Source organism: Streptomyces sp. NPDC059897, assembly GCF_042730865.1.
Lineage (GTDB): Bacteria > Actinomycetota > Actinomycetes > Streptomycetales > Streptomycetaceae > Streptomyces.
Genome location: NZ_JBHWKQ010000010.1, coordinates 22,869 through 36,324, shown reverse-complemented (window position 1 = coordinate 36,324; position 13,456 = coordinate 22,869). Strand labels below are relative to the sequence as shown.

Annotated in this window: 15 protein-coding genes; 6 read left to right on the top strand and 9 right to left on the bottom strand. The window is 72.0% G+C overall.

The features are described 5' to 3' along the window. Positions 1 to 32: 32 nt before the first annotated feature. Positions 33 to 494 (top strand): MaoC family dehydratase, encoded by a 462-nt coding sequence (locus ACFV9W_RS13705; protein WP_385759385.1) that lies wholly within the window; start codon positions 33 to 35, stop codon positions 492 to 494. 28 nt (positions 495 to 522) lie between these two features. Here the strand turns inward: ACFV9W_RS13705 and ACFV9W_RS13700 are convergent, their stop codons facing one another. From ACFV9W_RS13700 to ACFV9W_RS13690, 3 genes are all read right to left on the bottom strand, one after another. Further along, entirely contained in the window at positions 523 to 1,155 is a 633-nt protein-coding gene (locus ACFV9W_RS13700) for a TetR/AcrR family transcriptional regulator (RefSeq protein WP_385759382.1), read from the bottom strand. A gap of 70 nt (positions 1,156 to 1,225) precedes the next feature. Beyond that, positions 1,226 to 1,519 (bottom strand): YiaA/YiaB family inner membrane protein, encoded by a 294-nt coding sequence (locus tag ACFV9W_RS13695; protein ID WP_385759380.1) that lies wholly within the window; start codon positions 1,517 to 1,519, stop codon positions 1,226 to 1,228. A gap of 61 nt (positions 1,520 to 1,580) precedes the next feature. Next, complete coding sequence (locus ACFV9W_RS13690; RefSeq protein ID WP_385759378.1) at positions 1,581 to 2,732, bottom strand: acyl-CoA dehydrogenase family protein; 1,152 nt, start codon at positions 2,730 to 2,732, stop codon at positions 1,581 to 1,583. 80 nt (positions 2,733 to 2,812) lie between these two features. Here ACFV9W_RS13690 and ACFV9W_RS13685 point away from each other — a divergent pair, with 80 nt between their 5' ends. The 3 genes from ACFV9W_RS13685 to ACFV9W_RS13675 all read left to right on the top strand — a co-directional run bounded on the left by ACFV9W_RS13685 (position 2,813) and on the right by ACFV9W_RS13675 (position 5,350). Continuing rightward, positions 2,813 to 3,478 (top strand): TetR/AcrR family transcriptional regulator, encoded by a 666-nt coding sequence (locus ACFV9W_RS13685; RefSeq protein WP_385759375.1) that lies wholly within the window; start codon positions 2,813 to 2,815, stop codon positions 3,476 to 3,478. Positions 3,479 to 3,543: 65 nt separating this feature from the next. After that, positions 3,544 to 4,260, top strand: a complete 717-nt coding sequence (locus ACFV9W_RS13680) for an ArsR/SmtB family transcription factor (RefSeq protein ID WP_385759372.1) — start codon at positions 3,544 to 3,546, stop codon at positions 4,258 to 4,260. A gap of 106 nt (positions 4,261 to 4,366) precedes the next feature. After that, positions 4,367 to 5,350: an urea transporter gene (locus ACFV9W_RS13675; RefSeq protein ID WP_385759370.1), complete on the top strand. Its 984-nt coding sequence runs from the start codon at positions 4,367 to 4,369 to the stop codon at positions 5,348 to 5,350. Between the two features lie 12 nt (positions 5,351 to 5,362). On the opposite strand, the gene ACFV9W_RS13670 is transcribed toward ACFV9W_RS13675, so the two are convergent. The 6 genes from ACFV9W_RS13670 to ACFV9W_RS13645 all read right to left on the bottom strand — a co-directional run bounded on the left by ACFV9W_RS13670 (position 5,363) and on the right by ACFV9W_RS13645 (position 11,114). Continuing rightward, a complete protein-coding gene (locus tag ACFV9W_RS13670; RefSeq protein WP_385759868.1) occupies positions 5,363 to 5,833 on the bottom strand; it encodes a VOC family protein in 471 nt (156 codons plus the stop codon). A gap of 127 nt (positions 5,834 to 5,960) precedes the next feature. Then, a complete protein-coding gene (locus ACFV9W_RS13665; RefSeq protein ID WP_385759367.1) occupies positions 5,961 to 7,043 on the bottom strand; it encodes a Zn-dependent alcohol dehydrogenase in 1,083 nt (360 codons plus the stop codon). 109 nt (positions 7,044 to 7,152) lie between these two features. After that, positions 7,153 to 8,379 carry an MFS transporter gene (locus ACFV9W_RS13660; protein ID WP_385759364.1) on the bottom strand — a complete coding sequence of 409 codons (1,227 nt, stop codon included), beginning with the start codon at positions 8,377 to 8,379 and terminating at the stop codon, positions 7,153 to 7,155. A gap of 71 nt (positions 8,380 to 8,450) precedes the next feature. Beyond that, entirely contained in the window at positions 8,451 to 9,857 is a 1,407-nt protein-coding gene (locus ACFV9W_RS13655) for a CitMHS family transporter (protein ID WP_385759361.1), read from the bottom strand. Positions 9,858 to 10,013: 156 nt separating this feature from the next. Beyond that, positions 10,014 to 10,625 carry a TetR family transcriptional regulator gene (locus ACFV9W_RS13650; RefSeq protein WP_385759358.1) on the bottom strand — a complete coding sequence of 204 codons (612 nt, stop codon included), beginning with the start codon at positions 10,623 to 10,625 and terminating at the stop codon, positions 10,014 to 10,016. Between the two features lie 9 nt (positions 10,626 to 10,634). Continuing rightward, a complete protein-coding gene (locus tag ACFV9W_RS13645) occupies positions 10,635 to 11,114 on the bottom strand; it encodes a hypothetical protein (protein ID WP_385759356.1) in 480 nt (159 codons plus the stop codon). Between the two features lie 178 nt (positions 11,115 to 11,292). On the opposite strand from ACFV9W_RS13645, the gene hmgA reads away from it, so the two are divergent. Both hmgA and ACFV9W_RS13635 read left to right on the top strand, forming a co-directional pair. Continuing rightward, positions 11,293 to 12,606 carry a homogentisate 1,2-dioxygenase gene (gene hmgA, locus ACFV9W_RS13640; protein ID WP_385759353.1) on the top strand — a complete coding sequence of 438 codons (1,314 nt, stop codon included), beginning with the start codon at positions 11,293 to 11,295 and terminating at the stop codon, positions 12,604 to 12,606. Positions 12,607 to 12,659: 53 nt separating this feature from the next. Then, the gene (locus ACFV9W_RS13635) at positions 12,660 to 13,409 is read left to right on the top strand and encodes a GntR family transcriptional regulator (protein ID WP_385759350.1); all 750 of its coding nucleotides are present in this window, start codon (positions 12,660 to 12,662) and stop codon (positions 13,407 to 13,409) included. Positions 13,410 to 13,456 lie beyond the last annotated feature (47 nt).

Sequence of the window (13,456 nt, the reverse complement as noted above, 5' to 3'; positions counted from 1 at the left end):
GCTTAGACAAGTCTTCTGGGAGGTCACTGAACATGGCGGAGCCGCGCGTTTTCAAGGACGTCGACGACCTGAAGGGCGCCGTCGGCGAGCAGCTCGGGTACAGCGACTGGGTCGAGATCGAGCAGAGCCGCATCGACACGTTCGCCGACGCCACGGGCGACCACCAGTGGATCCACGTCGACCCGGAGCGCGCGAAGGAGGGTCCGTTCAAGACGACCATCGCGCACGGCTACCTGACCCTGTCGCTGCTGCCCCTCTTCGGCCCGCAGCTGATCAAGGTCGAGGGCATGAAGATGGGCGTCAACTACGGGACGAACAAGGTGCGCTTCCCCGCCCCCGTCCCGGTCGGCTCGCGCCTTCGCGCCACCGCGAAGATCACGGACGTCTCGGACGTGGCCGGCGGCGTGCAGGTGTCCGTGGCGTTCACCGTGGAGCGCGAGGGCGGCGACAAGCCGGTGTGCGTCGCGGAGTCGGTCTCCCGCTACTACCTGTAGACCCCGCCACTGCCCGTAGGCCCCGCCGCTACCTCTGAGCGGCCACCATGCGCAGCACGAGGTCGGCGTAGAGCGCGCCGACCTCGTCGGGCGTCCGCTTCCCCTCCGCGTTGAACCAGCGGGCCACGTCGATGCAGAGCGAGAGCACCGCGACCGTGGTGCCCGGCACGTCGGGGACGTCGAACTCGCCCGCCTTCACACCGTCGTTGATGATCTCGCGCACGGACGCGTCGCTCTGCCGGCGCAGCGCCACGATCTCCGGCCGGTTCTCCTCGCCCAGCGAGTCCAGCTCGTACTGGACGACGCGCGCGGTCATGTGGTGCCCCGCGTGCCAGCGGACGAAGGAGCGGACGGCCTCGGCGAGCCGCTCGGCGGCCGTGCCGTCGCTCTCGACCGCGCGGCGCAGGATCGCCAGGGCCTTGTCGTGGCCGATCCGGCTGATCTTGAGGAGCAGCTCTTCCTTGGTCTTGTAGTGGATGTAGAGCGCGGCCGGGCTCATGCCGGCGCGGCTCGCGATGTCGCGGGTGGTGGTCGCGTGGTAGCCGCGCTCGGCGAACGCCTGCACCGCCGCGACGAGCAGCCGCCGGGCCGCGTCGGGAGTGACGTCGGCCCACGGCATCTCGTCCGCGGCCTCGTCGATACCGCGCTCGTCCTGCGTCATCGCTGCACTCACATCCTCGGGTGGGGCTGGTGCCACACCATACCCTTCGGGGTGAGCGAGCGCTTAGCCGTCACACCACCGGCTTGAACGGGTCGTGGTCCGCCAGGATCTTCTCCAGGCGGGCCTGGTCGACCCGGCTCACGATCTGGCCCGCCTCCTGGCGGTCCCGGATCACCTTGGCCAGTGTGAAGGCCGAGGTCGTGAGGTACAGGACGGCGATCGCCAGGAACGCGCGGATCCAGCCGCTGACGTCGAGGCTGTAGATGCCGATGGCGGTCGCGGCGAGGGCGACGACGAAGGATGCGACGGCCTGCCCGTAGAAGGCGACCGTGTTCTGCTGCTTGACCGGAGTCTCACTGCTCATGCCGTACAGCATCGGGCGGACGGGGCCGGAGCCCCATCCGCCCGCGTACTCAAGTACGTACTCAGAACGCCGAGACGCCCGTCAGCGCGCGGCCGATGATCAGCTTCTGGATCTGGCTCGTGCCCTCGTAGAGGGTCATGACGCGGGCGTCGCGCAGCAGCTTGCCGACGGGGTACTCGTCGATGTAGCCGTAGCCGCCGAAGACCTGGAGCGCGTTGTTCGCCGCGCGGACCGCCGCTTCGGACGCGAACAGCTTCGCCTTGGAGGCCGCCGTCGCGAACTCCTCGCCCCGGTCGATGAGATCGGCGACGCGCCAGGTCAGCAGCCGGGCCGCGTCCACGTCGACGGAGATGTCGGAGATCAGCTCCTGCACCAGCTGGTACGAGGCGATGGGCTTGCCGAACTGCTCGCGCTCGCCCGCGTATCCGACGGCCGCGTCGAGGGCGGCCTGGGCGATGCCCACGCAGCCGGCCGCCACCGACATCCGGCCCTTGGCGAGCGCGGACATGGCGATGGAGAATCCCTTGCCCTCCGGGCCCATCAGCGCGGAGGCGGGGACGCGGACGTCCTCCAGGACCAGCTCGGCGGTCGTCTGGCCGCGCAGGCCGAGCTTGCCGTGGATGGTGTTGCGGCTCAGGCCGGGGGTGTCGGTGGGCACCAGGAAGGCGGAGATGCCCTTGTGGCCCGGGGTGTCGTTGGTGCGGGCGAAGAGGAGGACGACGTCGGCCCACGTGCCGTTGGTGATGAAGATCTTCGTGCCGTTGATCACGTAGTCGTCGCCGTCGCGGACCGCGCGGGTCTGGAGGTCGGCCGGGTTCGAGCCGTGCCCCGGCTCGGTGAGGCCGAAGCAGCCGAGCGCCTCTCCGGCGGTCAGCCTCGGTATCCAGTGCCGCTTCTGCTCCTCGCTCGCCCACTGCTGGATCGGCTTGGTGACCAGGCCCAGGGAGACGGAGACGATGCCGCGCACCGACGAGTCGCCGCGCCCCAGCTCTTCCGTGACCAGCGTGTACGCGAGGTGGTCGCCGCCCGAGCCGCCGTACTCCTCGTCGATGGTCAGGCCGAGGAAGCCGACGTCGCCGAGCTTCTTGACGATGCCCCGGTCGACCTCCTCGGCCCGGTCCCACGCCACCACGTTCGGCGCGATCTCCCGGTCCACGAAGTCCTTGGCGAGCCGGCGCACCGCCGTCTGTTCCTCGCTCAGCTCCAGGTTCATGGCCACTCCCGCGCGAATCGAATCGTGAAGCAGTTAATTAGCACTGCTAGTTTTTGGCTTGCAGCCCTACTATGTGCCGCATGGCCCGACCGCGCAAGCCCCTCCTGAGCAGAGATCGCATCGTCGACGCGGCTCACACCCTCGTCGACACCGAGGGCCTCGCGGCCGTCTCGACGCGCCGCCTCGCCGCCGAGCTCGGGGTGAGCGGGCCCTCGCTCTACAACCACTTCCGCACGAAGGACCAGATCCTGGAGGCGGTCGCGGACTCGGTGAGCGCCCAGGTCGACCTGTCGATGTTCGACGCCGACGACGAGCGGGACTGGCGCACCGCCCTGCACGACTGGGCGGTCTCCTACCGGTCGGCGCTGCGCGCGCATCCGAACATCGTCCCGGTGCTCGCGCGGGGGCCCGGGCACCGCCCGGCCGGACTGCGGCTCGCCGACGCGGTGTTCGGCGCGATGGTCGACGCCGGATGGCCGGCGCCGCAGGCCACGTCGATCGGCGCGCTCATGCGGTACTTCGTGACGGGCTCCGCGCTCGGCTCGTTCGCGGGCGGCTTCCCCGACGACGAGGCGGCGTACGACCCGGCCGACTATCCGCACCTCGGGCAGGCGCATCTGCTCGCCGAGCGGCAGGAGATCGTCGACGACCGGGCCTTCGAGACGGGGCTGACGGCACTGCTCGACGGGCTCGCCGTGCAGTACGAGCAGGTGGCCACGGCCCCTTCCACGGCCACGGACCGCTGACGTTCCGACCGTCGACCGCTGACGTTTCGGCCGCTGCCGAAGCGTGCCGGGGTCATCCTTGAGGCATGACCGCCTCCAAGGAACCCGGCGCTCCGCGCCTCGCCGCCCTCGCCTCGCTGATCGCCGACGAGACGCGGGCCGCCTGTCTGCTCGCGCTGCTCGACGGCCGGGCGTGGACGGCGGGCGAGCTGGCGCGGCACGCGGGCGTCGCGGCGTCGACCGCGAGCGAACACCTCGGCAAGCTCGTCGCGGGCGGGCTGCTCGCCGAGGAGCGGCAGGGCCGCCACCGCTATCTGCGGCTCGCCGACGCGCGCGCCGCGCAGCTCCTGGAGGGCCTCGCCGGGTACGCCGCACCGGACGGCGGCGAGCGGCCCGACACGCTGCGGGCGGCGTCGGCCCGGACCGCGATGGCCCGCGGGCGGACCTGCTACGACCACTTGGCGGGCCGGCTCGGGATCACGGTGACCGAGGCGATGGTCGAGCGGGGGCTGCTGCGGGCGGAAGTCGACTCGTCGACCTTCGCGCTCACCGACGCGGGGCACGGCTGGTTCCGGGCGCTCGGGGCGCCGCTGGAGCCCGGCCCGCGCCGGCCGCTGGCGCGCGGCTGCCTCGACTGGACGGAGCGCCGCCTCCACCTCGCCGGACGGGCGGGCGCCGCGCTGTGCGCCCACGCCTTCGCGGCCGGGTGGGTCGAGCGGATCGGCTCCGAGCGGGCGGTGCGGGTGACCGGGGCCGGGGAGCGGGCGCTGCGGGCCGAGCTGGGTGCGGCGGCGCCGCGCTGAGCGGGCACCTTGGCGCGATCCCGCCCCCGGCCAGGGGCCTCCACGGAAGTAGCTGTAACGTACATTCGCCGGGCCGGGAAACATCTTCGTAACACGGGAGCGGCGCATGGCGCAGACGGCGGATGCCGCGATTCACCAGGAAATCGGGCAGAGTTGGGCGACCGGTTGTAGACAGTTCGCCCTGCGCGTGCTGCGCGGGATCGGCCAGGTCACGTTCCTGCCGCGGGCCCTCACCGGCGTGCTGTTCGCCGCCGCACTGTTCTCCGCCGGGTGGGAGTACGGGCTCTACGGGGTCGGGGGCGCGGCCGTCGGCACGCTGGTCGCCGCGCTGCTCGGCGTGGACAAGGAGCGGCTCACGATCGGCATGGAGGGCTTCAACGCCTGCCTCGTGGGCGTGAGTTGTGCCGTCTTCCTCAACCCCGACCGGCTGTCGTCGGTGCTCGTGGCCCTGCTCGGCTGCGCCGCGGCGACCGTGGCCACCGCCGCCGCGGGGCGGGCCCTCGGGGCGTGGGAACTGCCCGCCCTGACACTGCCGTTCTGCCTCGCGGCGAGCGTCATCACGCTGGCCGCGCCCGGGTTCGCGCGGGTGTGGACCGGCGGGGGCGGCATCGCCGCGTTCCCGCAGGCGGTGTCCGGGGCCAGGACCGGGATCCAACTGGACGACGCCGTGCGGGGGTTCTTCGCCGGGTTCGGCCAGATCTTCCTGATGCCGCAGTGGTACGCGGGGGCGCTGGTGCTCGCCGGGCTGCTGGTGGCGGGGCCGCGGGTCGCGGGCGTGGCCTGCCTCGGGAACGTCGCGGGCATGGCGACCGCGTGGGCCCTCGGCGAGCCCGCCGCGCAGCTGGCCGACGGCACGTCCGCGTACAACGCGGTGCTCGTCGCGCTCGCCCTGTGCGGCGTGTTCCTGAAGGCCACGCCGCGCACGATGGCGTACGCCGTCGCGGGGGCGGTGGCCGCGACCGTGTGCGCCCCGGCGTTCGGGGCGCTCGCCGCGCCGGTGGGCGGTCACATGTTCACGTGGCCGTTCGCCCTGACCACGCTGGTGTTCCTGGTGGCGGCGCGGTCGTTCCCGAAGCTACGGGGCGCGTAGGGCGCCGAAGCCCTACGCCGACTCGAGGCCCGCCACGTCCAGCTTGCCCATCTTCATCATCGCGGCGAGGACCCGGCCGGCCCGGTCCTTGTCGGGGTCGGCGAGGAGTTCGGGCAGGCGGCGCGGCACGATCTGCCAGGACAGTCCGTACTTGTCCTTGCACCAGCCGCACGGGCCCGGCTCGCCGCCGTCCGCCGTGAGGCGCTCCCACAGCCGGTCGACCTCGGCCTGGTCGTCGCAGTCGACGGAGAACGAGACCGCTTCGTTGAACTTGAATTCGGGGCCGCCGTCCAGCGCCTGGTACTCGGTGCCCGCCAGGCGGAACGACACGACGACGCCCGAGCCCGGCTCCTGGGACCCCTCGTCCCCGAAGTGCTGGACCTCCAGGACCTCGGAGTCGGAGCCGGGGAAGAGCGACATGTAGAAGGCGACGGCCTCCTCCGACTTGCCGTCGAACCACAAGCAGGGGCGGATCTTCTGGATGCTGGCGGGCATGGCGTGCCTCCTGGGTCCCGTGCCGGCGACGGTCGCGCCGGTCTGCATCAGGTTTCTCCTCATACAGACCGGCCGCCAGCCGGGAACTCATCGGCAGCACACCGCCGGGCCACCGCTAGAACACGACGAGCGCCCTGCCGCCCTTGCCCGCCACCATGTTGTCGAACGCCGCCGGGATCCCGTCCAGGGCGATCCGCTCGGTCACGAGCGTGCTGAGGTCGAGGCGGCCCGCGCGGATGTGCTCGGCGAGCACCGGGAGGTCCTGGGCCGGGTCGCAGTTGCCGTAGACGCAGCCGGACAGCGTGCGACCCCAGTGGAAGATCTCCAGGGCGTTGAAGGTGACCTGCTGGTCCTTGCCGCCGATGCCGACGACGGTGGTGCGGCCGCCGCGCCGGGTGGACTCCCAGGCGGTCCGGATCGTGACGGCGCGGCCGACGCACTCCACCGCCACGTCGACGCCCTGCTTGGCGGTCAGGGCGCGGATCTCGCGGGCCGTGTTCTCCGACGCCACCACGTAGTCCGTGGCGCCCGCCGCCCGCGCGAGCGCCTCCTTCTCCGGGGAGACGTCCACCGCGATGATCTTCGAGGCGCCCGCGATGCGCGCGGCCTGGAGCGTGGCGAGGCCGACGCCGCCGACGCCGTACACCGCGACGGTCTCCCCCTCCCGTACGCGCGCGGAGTGGTGCACCGCGCCGTACCCGGTGAGGACCGCGCAGCCGAGCAGGGCCGCGTCGGTGAGCGGGACACCGTCCGGCACGGGCAGGAGGCAGTTCGCGGCGACGACCGTCTCCTCGGCGAACGCGGCGACGTTCAGGCCGGGGTGCAGGTCACTGCCGTCGGACGCACGCTTCGCGTGGATGTTCGCCGCGCCCGCGAGGGCGTTGGCGCACAGCCAGACCTCGCCGAGCCCGCAGGCGTGGCAGTCGCCGCAGGAGGGCGCCCAGTTGAGGACGACGCCGTCGCCGGGCGCCACGTGCGTCACGCCCTCGCCGACGGAGACGACGGTGCCCGCGCCCTCGTGGCCGAGGACCGCGGGGACCGGGACCCGCATGGTGCCGTTGGTCAGGGACAGGTCGGAGTGGCAGACCCCGGCGGCGGCCAGCCGCACCCGGACCTGGCCGGGGCCCGGTTCGGGCAGGTCGATGTCGGCGATCTCCAGCGGGGAACCGACGGCGGGCAGTACAGCGGCGCGGACCATGATGAGCACAACTCCCTGAGCGAGTGCGGGGTGTCACGTACGTGCCCAGCCAAACTAGCGTCGCTAGTTTCAGGGGTCCAGGGGGTACCGCGGCCCCCGGGGCGCCGGGTCAGTGCCGCTGGCGCTCCTTCTCACGTCGGCGCAGCCGGGGAACCCACGACCTCTTGGGCACGGAACCGCGCCCGAGGCCGCCCCTGATCCCGAGCCCTGCGGCCACGAGCAGCAGCCCGCCCAGCATCACGAACGGCGCCGCCGTCCCCGCCACGCCCGCGATCAGACCCGCGGACGCCGGGGCCGCGACCTGCCCGAGGCGGTTCCCGGTCAGCCGCAGCGCGAGCGCGGTGGAGCGGGCCTCTGCGGGGGCGGCCTGGACGACCGTGGTCATGGACAGCGGCTGGCCCACCCCGAGGCAGAAGCCGAGGACGACCAGCATCACGCCGAGCGCCCACACCGGCACGGGCAGCGCGATGCCCGCGCACAGCAGCGCCGCGAGCAGGCACGTGGTGGCGATCAGGGCGGTCCTGCCCAGCCAGTTGATGAGCGGGGTCATGACCAGCCGGCAGGCGATCGTGGCACCCGCGCGCAGGCTGAGCAGCACGCCGACCACGGAGGGCGCGATGCCCCGGTGCTCGCCCACCACCGGCAGATACGCCGTGAGGATGTCGGTGGCCGACAGGACGGCGAGGCTGATGAAGATGCCGCCGGGCACGCCGCGGGTGCGCAGGATGCGGTGCACGGGAACCCTGGCGGCATCCTTGGCGCGCGCACCCGGCCGCGTACGACGGGTCTCGATGCGCCACAGGGACGTCACGGCCAGCGCGCAGACGCCCGCCGACACGAGGAGCGCGAGCGCGCTCGTGCCCGCCATGTCCTGGCCGTCGATGAGCGCCCCCGCGGCGATCGGCCCGACGAGCTGGCCGAGGGAGGCGCCGATGGTGAAGTGGCCGAAGTTGCGGTCCTGGTCCTCGGGCGCGGACTGCCGGGCCACGATCGACTGGGCTCCGATGACGAAGCAGAGATGCCCGAGCCCCATGACACCGCTCCAGGCGGCCATCGCCACCAGCGTGTCGGCGAGTCCGCTCAGCGCGCACCCGCCCGCGATGAGGACGACCCCCACCGGGAGCAGCGGCGCGCACCTGCCGTGGTCCGTGCGCCGGCCGAGCGGCACGGCGGCGAACAGCGGGAGCAGCGCGTAGACCCCCGCGATGACGCCGACGGCACGCTCGTCGGCGCCGAGCGCGAGGGCCCGGTAGGAGACCGCGGGCCGCGCCATCGACACCGCCCCCTGCGCGAAGCTGAAGGCGATGACGAGGCGGAGCAGCCAGGCACGGCTCATGAGGTCACGGGATTCATCGGTTCTCGGGATTCATCGGTTCTCTGGATTCATCAGGTCACGCACTTCTCGGGTCACACGATTCCGAACAGCAGACCGGCGCCGAGGACGACCAGCGCGGTCAACGCCGCCCATTTCACGGTGAACTTGGTGTGGTCGCCGAACTCGACCTTAGCCATGCCCACGAGCACGTAGACCGCCGGGACCAGCGGGCTCGACATGTGCAGCGGCTGGCCGGCGAGCGAGGCCCGGGCGATCTCGAGGGTCGAGACACCGTGCGCGTTCCCGGCCTCGGCGAGCACCGGCAGGATGCCGAAGTAGAAGCCGTCGTTGGACATGAAGTACGTGAAGGGGATGGACAGCACGCCCGTCACGAGCGCCATGTGCGGGCCCATCCAGTCGGGGATGCCGCTCACGACCCACTTGGCCATGTGGTCGACCATGCCGGTGCCCTGGAGCACGCCCGTGAAGACGGCGGCGGCGAAGACCATGCCCGCGACGTTGAGGACGTTCTCGGCGTGCGCGCCGATCCGGGCCTTCTGGTCGGCCATGTGCGGGTAGTTGACCGAGAGCGCGAGCGCGGCGCCGAGCATGAACAGGACCGGGATCGGCAGCAGTTCCATGATCATGGAGGCCAGGAGCACGACCGTGAGCAGCGCGTTGAACCAGTAGAGCTTGGGGCGCAGGGTGGCCCGGTTCGGGTCGAGCCCGGCGAACGTCTCGCCCTCCTCGTTCTCGTACGAGGGCGCGGACGCGGAACCGCCGCTGCCGCTACCGGCGCCGGCCCCCTTGTTGCCGCTGCCGGCGCCGACGAGCACCTTCTCCTCGACGGTCTCGGTGACCGTCAGGTCCTCGTCCAGGGAGAGGTAGCCGAGCCGCTTGCGCTCCCGGCGCCCGAGCACGTACGAGAGGGCGAACACGAAGAGCAGGCCGACGCCGAGCGCCGGGATCATCGGCACGAAGATGTCGCTGGCGTCCACCTTCAGCGCGGTGGCCGCGCGGGCCGTCGGGCCGCCCCACGGCAGCGTGTTCATCACGCCGTTGGCCGTCGCGGCCACACCCGTCATCACGACGAGGCTCATCTTCAGGCGCTTGTACAGCGGGTACATCGCCGAGACGGTGATCATGAAGGTGGTCGAGCCGTCGCCGTCGAGCGAGACGATCGCGGCGAGCAGGGCGGTGCCGACGACGATGCGGACGGGGTCGGCCTTCGCGAACTTCAGGATGCCGCGCACGATCGGGTCGAAGAGACCGACGTCGATCATCACGCCGAAGTAGACGATCGCGAACATCAGCATGGCTGCGGTGGGCGCCAGGTCACCGATGCCGGCGATCACGTAGTCGCCCAGCTTGGCGCCCTGGCCCACCAGGACGCAGAACAGCGCCGGTATGAGCACGAGCGCCGCGATGGGCGACACCTTCTTCATCATGATCAGCACCAGGAAGGTGGCGATCATCCCGAATCCGAGGATGGTCAGCATGGGGAGGGCCCTCTCACGTCTACGTTCGCCTTCGAACAGCCGCCGTGGGGGAGGCAGCCAGCGAGACGCTAGGTGGGCCGAACAAGCGTTAACAAGACGTTGACACGCGAGCAATAAGCGCAAAACTCCAGGTCACGGCCGTCTCGCGCGGAAGCCTCAGTCGAGCACCCGGGCCAGATACGCCCGCAACAGCTCCCGCACCTCCGCGATGATCGCCTCGTCGCCGCGCTCCGGGTCGATCCGGAACGCGAGCCGGACCAGGGCGTCGGCGGATTCGACGGCCACCAGGAACGCGCGGCGCAGGGCCGCGTCGGGGGTCCGGTCGAGGCGTGGGGCGAGGAGTTCGGTGAGGGTGTCGGCGACGCGGTGGTTGGGGTCGGCGTCCGGGGCGCCCACGGGGAGCTGGGTGCCGAAGTCGACCAAGGAGAAGCCCGGCGCCGTGCGCTTCATCGCGAGGTATTCGTCGAGCACGGCGTCCATGGCGGCCCGCCAGTCGCCGGTGCGGACGGCTGCGAGGCGTGCGGTGACCCGCCGCACGTACCGCTCCAGATTGCGCTCCGCCAGCGCGTCGACCAGGGCCCGCTTGTTGCCGAAGAAGCGGTAGACCGAGCCGATGGGGACCTCGGCGCGGTGCGCGACGGCGCGGGTGCTCAGTTCGTCGTAGCCCGTCTCGTCGAGGAGCTCGGCGCAGGCGTCGAGGATCCGGGTCAGACGCTCGGCGCTGCGCCGCTGAACGGGCTTGCGGCGCAGGGACGTTGGGTGGGCCATGCGGCCAGCCTACGGGGACGCGGTCAGGTCCGCGGTGGCCTGGACGGGCTTGTCCGCGACGGCCCACACCGTGTGGTCGTCGGCGTAGAGGCGGGCGGTGAGCTGGTGGGTGCCGCGGTTGAGGCGGCTGCCGGGGAGGCGGTAGTCGACGGCGCGCAGGCGGGCGAGGCAGCGGCCGTCGAGGTAGAGCCGGGCGTAGCCGCGGCGCTCGACGGCCCGCGCCGGGGTGCCGTGGGGGCTGAGGCGGAAGCGGCGCACCCAGATACGCACCTCCCAGCCGCCCGCGGGGCCCGTCCGCGGCTTCACGATCAAGCCGATCTCGGGTGCGTCCTCCTTGGCGACCCGGCGGTAGTGGCGGCCCGCGTCGTCGGTGCGGGAGAGGACCTCTCCGGCGGGCCGGGGGCCGTCGCCGCCCTCCCCGCAGCCGGCGATCAGGACACAGGTCAGCAGCGCCGCGGCGGCCGGACGGAGCGACGGGAAGCTGGGCATGTCCGGGACGGTAGAGGACCTTCGGCGCCCGCGGATCCCTCGCGGGGAGGACGCCCGCGGGCCGCCGCTCGGCCGCTGGTACCGCCGCGCGTCGGCCATCCGGAGGACGGCGGTGTCTTGCGCCGCGCACCCGCGAATCCTACGGTGTTGCATAGGAATCATTGACCAGGGAGCGATGATGAGCGGGGACGTACGCAAGACCGCCGAGGGGCTGACCTACCTCACCGGCTTCGGGAACGAGCACGGCTCACAGGCCGTGCCGGGAGCCCTGCCCGAGGGGCGCAACTCGCCGCAGCGCGCGCCGCTCGGCCTGTACGCGGAGCAGCTCAGCGGCAGCGCCTTCACCGAGCCGCGGGCGCACAACCGCCGCTCGTGGCTGTACCGGATCCGCCCGTCGGCGGCGCACCCGGAGTTCAGCCGTGTCGACAACGGCGCGGTGCGCACGGCCCCGTTCACCGAGACCGCCCCCGACCCCAACCGCCGCCGCTGGAACCCGCTGCCGGAGCCCGCGCCCGGCACGGACTGGCTGGCCGGCCTGTGGACGCTCGGCGGCAACGGCGACGCGACGCGGCGCACCGGCATGGCCGTGCACCTCTACCACGCCAACTCCCCCATGCTGAAACGGGTGTTCAGCGACGCGGACGGCGAGCTGCTGATCGTCCCCGAGCGCGGCGGACTGCTGCTGCGCACGGAGTTCGGGGTGCTCGCCGTCGAGCCGAACGAGGTGGCGCTGATCCCGCGCGGCGTCCGCTTCCGCGTGGAACTCCTCGACGAGACGGCCCGCGGGTACGTCTGCGAGAACTACGGCGCCCCGTTCCAGCTCCCCGACCTCGGCCCGATCGGCGCCAACGGCCTCGCGAACGCGCGGGACTTCAGGGCGCCCGTCGCCGCGTACGAGGACACCGAGGGCCCCGTCGAGGTCGTCAACAAGTTCTGCGGAAACCTCTGGACGGCCACCTACGACCACTCCCCGCTCGACGTCGTCGCCTGGCACGGCAACCACGTCCCGTACGTATACGATCTGCGCCGCTTCAACGTCATCGGGACCATCTCCTACGACCACCCGGACCCGTCGATCTTCACCGTGCTGACGTCCCCCTCGGACACGCCGGGCCTGGCCGGGGTCGACTTCGTCGTGTTCGCGCCGCGCTGGCTGGTGGGCGAGGACACGTTCCGGCCGCCGTACTTCCACCGGAACGTGATGAGCGAGTACATGGGGCTCATCGAGGGCGCCTACGACGCGAAGGCCGAGGGCTTCGTGCCGGGCGGCGGCTCGCTGCACAACATGATGTCGGCGCACGGCCCCGACCGGGACACGTTCGACAAGGCGAGCGCCGCCGAGCTGAAGCCGCAGAAGGTGGACGACGGCCTGGCGTTCATGTTCGAGACGCGCTGGCCCGTCACCCTCGCCCCGCAGGCCTCGACCGCGGACCATCTGCAGCGCGGCTACGACGACGTGTGGCGGGGTCTGGAACGCCACTTCCGCGGATAGACCCCATGGTCGCCGCATTGCACCACTCCCCCCGCGACCGGTACGGATAACCCGTGACGTCATTCGCCCCGGACTCGATCGTCCTGAACCGCAAATTGCCGCTCTGGTATCAGGTGTCGCAGTCCTTGCGCGCCTCGATACTCGGAAGATCGCCGCAGGACCCGCTGCGTCTGCCCACCGAGGAACAACTCGCGGGGCACTACGGGGTCTCCGTGCTCACCATGCGTCAGGCGCTGAAGGAACTGGAGGACGAGGGGCTGATCACGCGGCACCGGCGCCGCGGCACGTTCATCGAGCCGGATGCCCAGCAGGGCGCGCCGGTGCGCCTGCTGGGCTCGGTCGACGCGATCGTCGCGCAGCAGTCCGGCATGACGACGCGGCTGCTCGACCACGACACGGTGCCGGTCCCCGTGGCCTTCGCCGAGCACTTCCCCGGAGCCGGCGCCGTCCCCACGTACCACCGGCTGCGCTCCGACGAGAAGACCGGCGAGCCGACGAACCACGCCCGCAACTACCTGCGGCCCGACATCGGCGCCCGCGTCGACCTCGCGGACCTGGAGCGGTGGCCGATGACGAAGGTGCTGCGGGACGTGGTCGGCGTGCGCATCAGCCGGATCACGGACTCGGTCCAGGCACGCCTCGCGGACCCCGAGACGGCCCGCCTCCTCGAAGTCCCCCTGCTCAGCCCGATCCTGCACTACACGGGTGTGACCTACGACGAGGAGGGCAGGGTGCTGGACGTGGCGGTCATCCACTACCGGGGGGACCGCTTCTCGTTCACGGTGACGCTGGACGCGGATTGATGTTGCACGGCAACGCCGTTGCGGCCTCGGGGCTCCGCCCCGGACCC

What these genes read in the sequence shown, in the direction of transcription:
- ACFV9W_RS13680 (WP_385759372.1), top strand. Translation starts at nt 3,544, where the DNA reads ATGACCGCCTCCAAGGAACCCGGCGCTCCGCGCCTCGCCGCCCTCGCC.
- ACFV9W_RS13705 (WP_385759385.1), top strand. Translation starts at nt 33, where the DNA reads ATGGCGGAGCCGCGCGTTTTCAAGGACGTCGACGACCTGAAGGGCGCC.
- hmgA (WP_385759353.1), top strand. Translation starts at nt 11,293, where the DNA reads ATGAGCGGGGACGTACGCAAGACCGCCGAGGGGCTGACCTACCTCACC.
- ACFV9W_RS13675 (WP_385759370.1), top strand. Translation starts at nt 4,367, where the DNA reads ATGGCGCAGACGGCGGATGCCGCGATTCACCAGGAAATCGGGCAGAGT.
- ACFV9W_RS13690 (WP_385759378.1), bottom strand. Translation starts at nt 2,732, where the DNA reads ATGAACCTGGAGCTGAGCGAGGAACAGACGGCGGTGCGCCGGCTCGCC.
- ACFV9W_RS13695 (WP_385759380.1), bottom strand. Translation starts at nt 1,519, where the DNA reads ATGAGCAGTGAGACTCCGGTCAAGCAGCAGAACACGGTCGCCTTCTAC.
- ACFV9W_RS13665 (WP_385759367.1), bottom strand. Translation starts at nt 7,043, where the DNA reads ATGGTCCGCGCCGCTGTACTGCCCGCCGTCGGTTCCCCGCTGGAGATC.
- ACFV9W_RS13660 (WP_385759364.1), bottom strand. Translation starts at nt 8,379, where the DNA reads ATGAGCCGTGCCTGGCTGCTCCGCCTCGTCATCGCCTTCAGCTTCGCG.
- ACFV9W_RS13685 (WP_385759375.1), top strand. Translation starts at nt 2,813, where the DNA reads ATGGCCCGACCGCGCAAGCCCCTCCTGAGCAGAGATCGCATCGTCGAC.
- ACFV9W_RS13655 (WP_385759361.1), bottom strand. Translation starts at nt 9,857, where the DNA reads ATGCTGACCATCCTCGGATTCGGGATGATCGCCACCTTCCTGGTGCTG.
- ACFV9W_RS13700 (WP_385759382.1), bottom strand. Translation starts at nt 1,155, where the DNA reads ATGACGCAGGACGAGCGCGGTATCGACGAGGCCGCGGACGAGATGCCG.
- ACFV9W_RS13645 (WP_385759356.1), bottom strand. Translation starts at nt 11,114, where the DNA reads ATGCCCAGCTTCCCGTCGCTCCGTCCGGCCGCCGCGGCGCTGCTGACC.
- ACFV9W_RS13650 (WP_385759358.1), bottom strand. Translation starts at nt 10,625, where the DNA reads ATGGCCCACCCAACGTCCCTGCGCCGCAAGCCCGTTCAGCGGCGCAGC.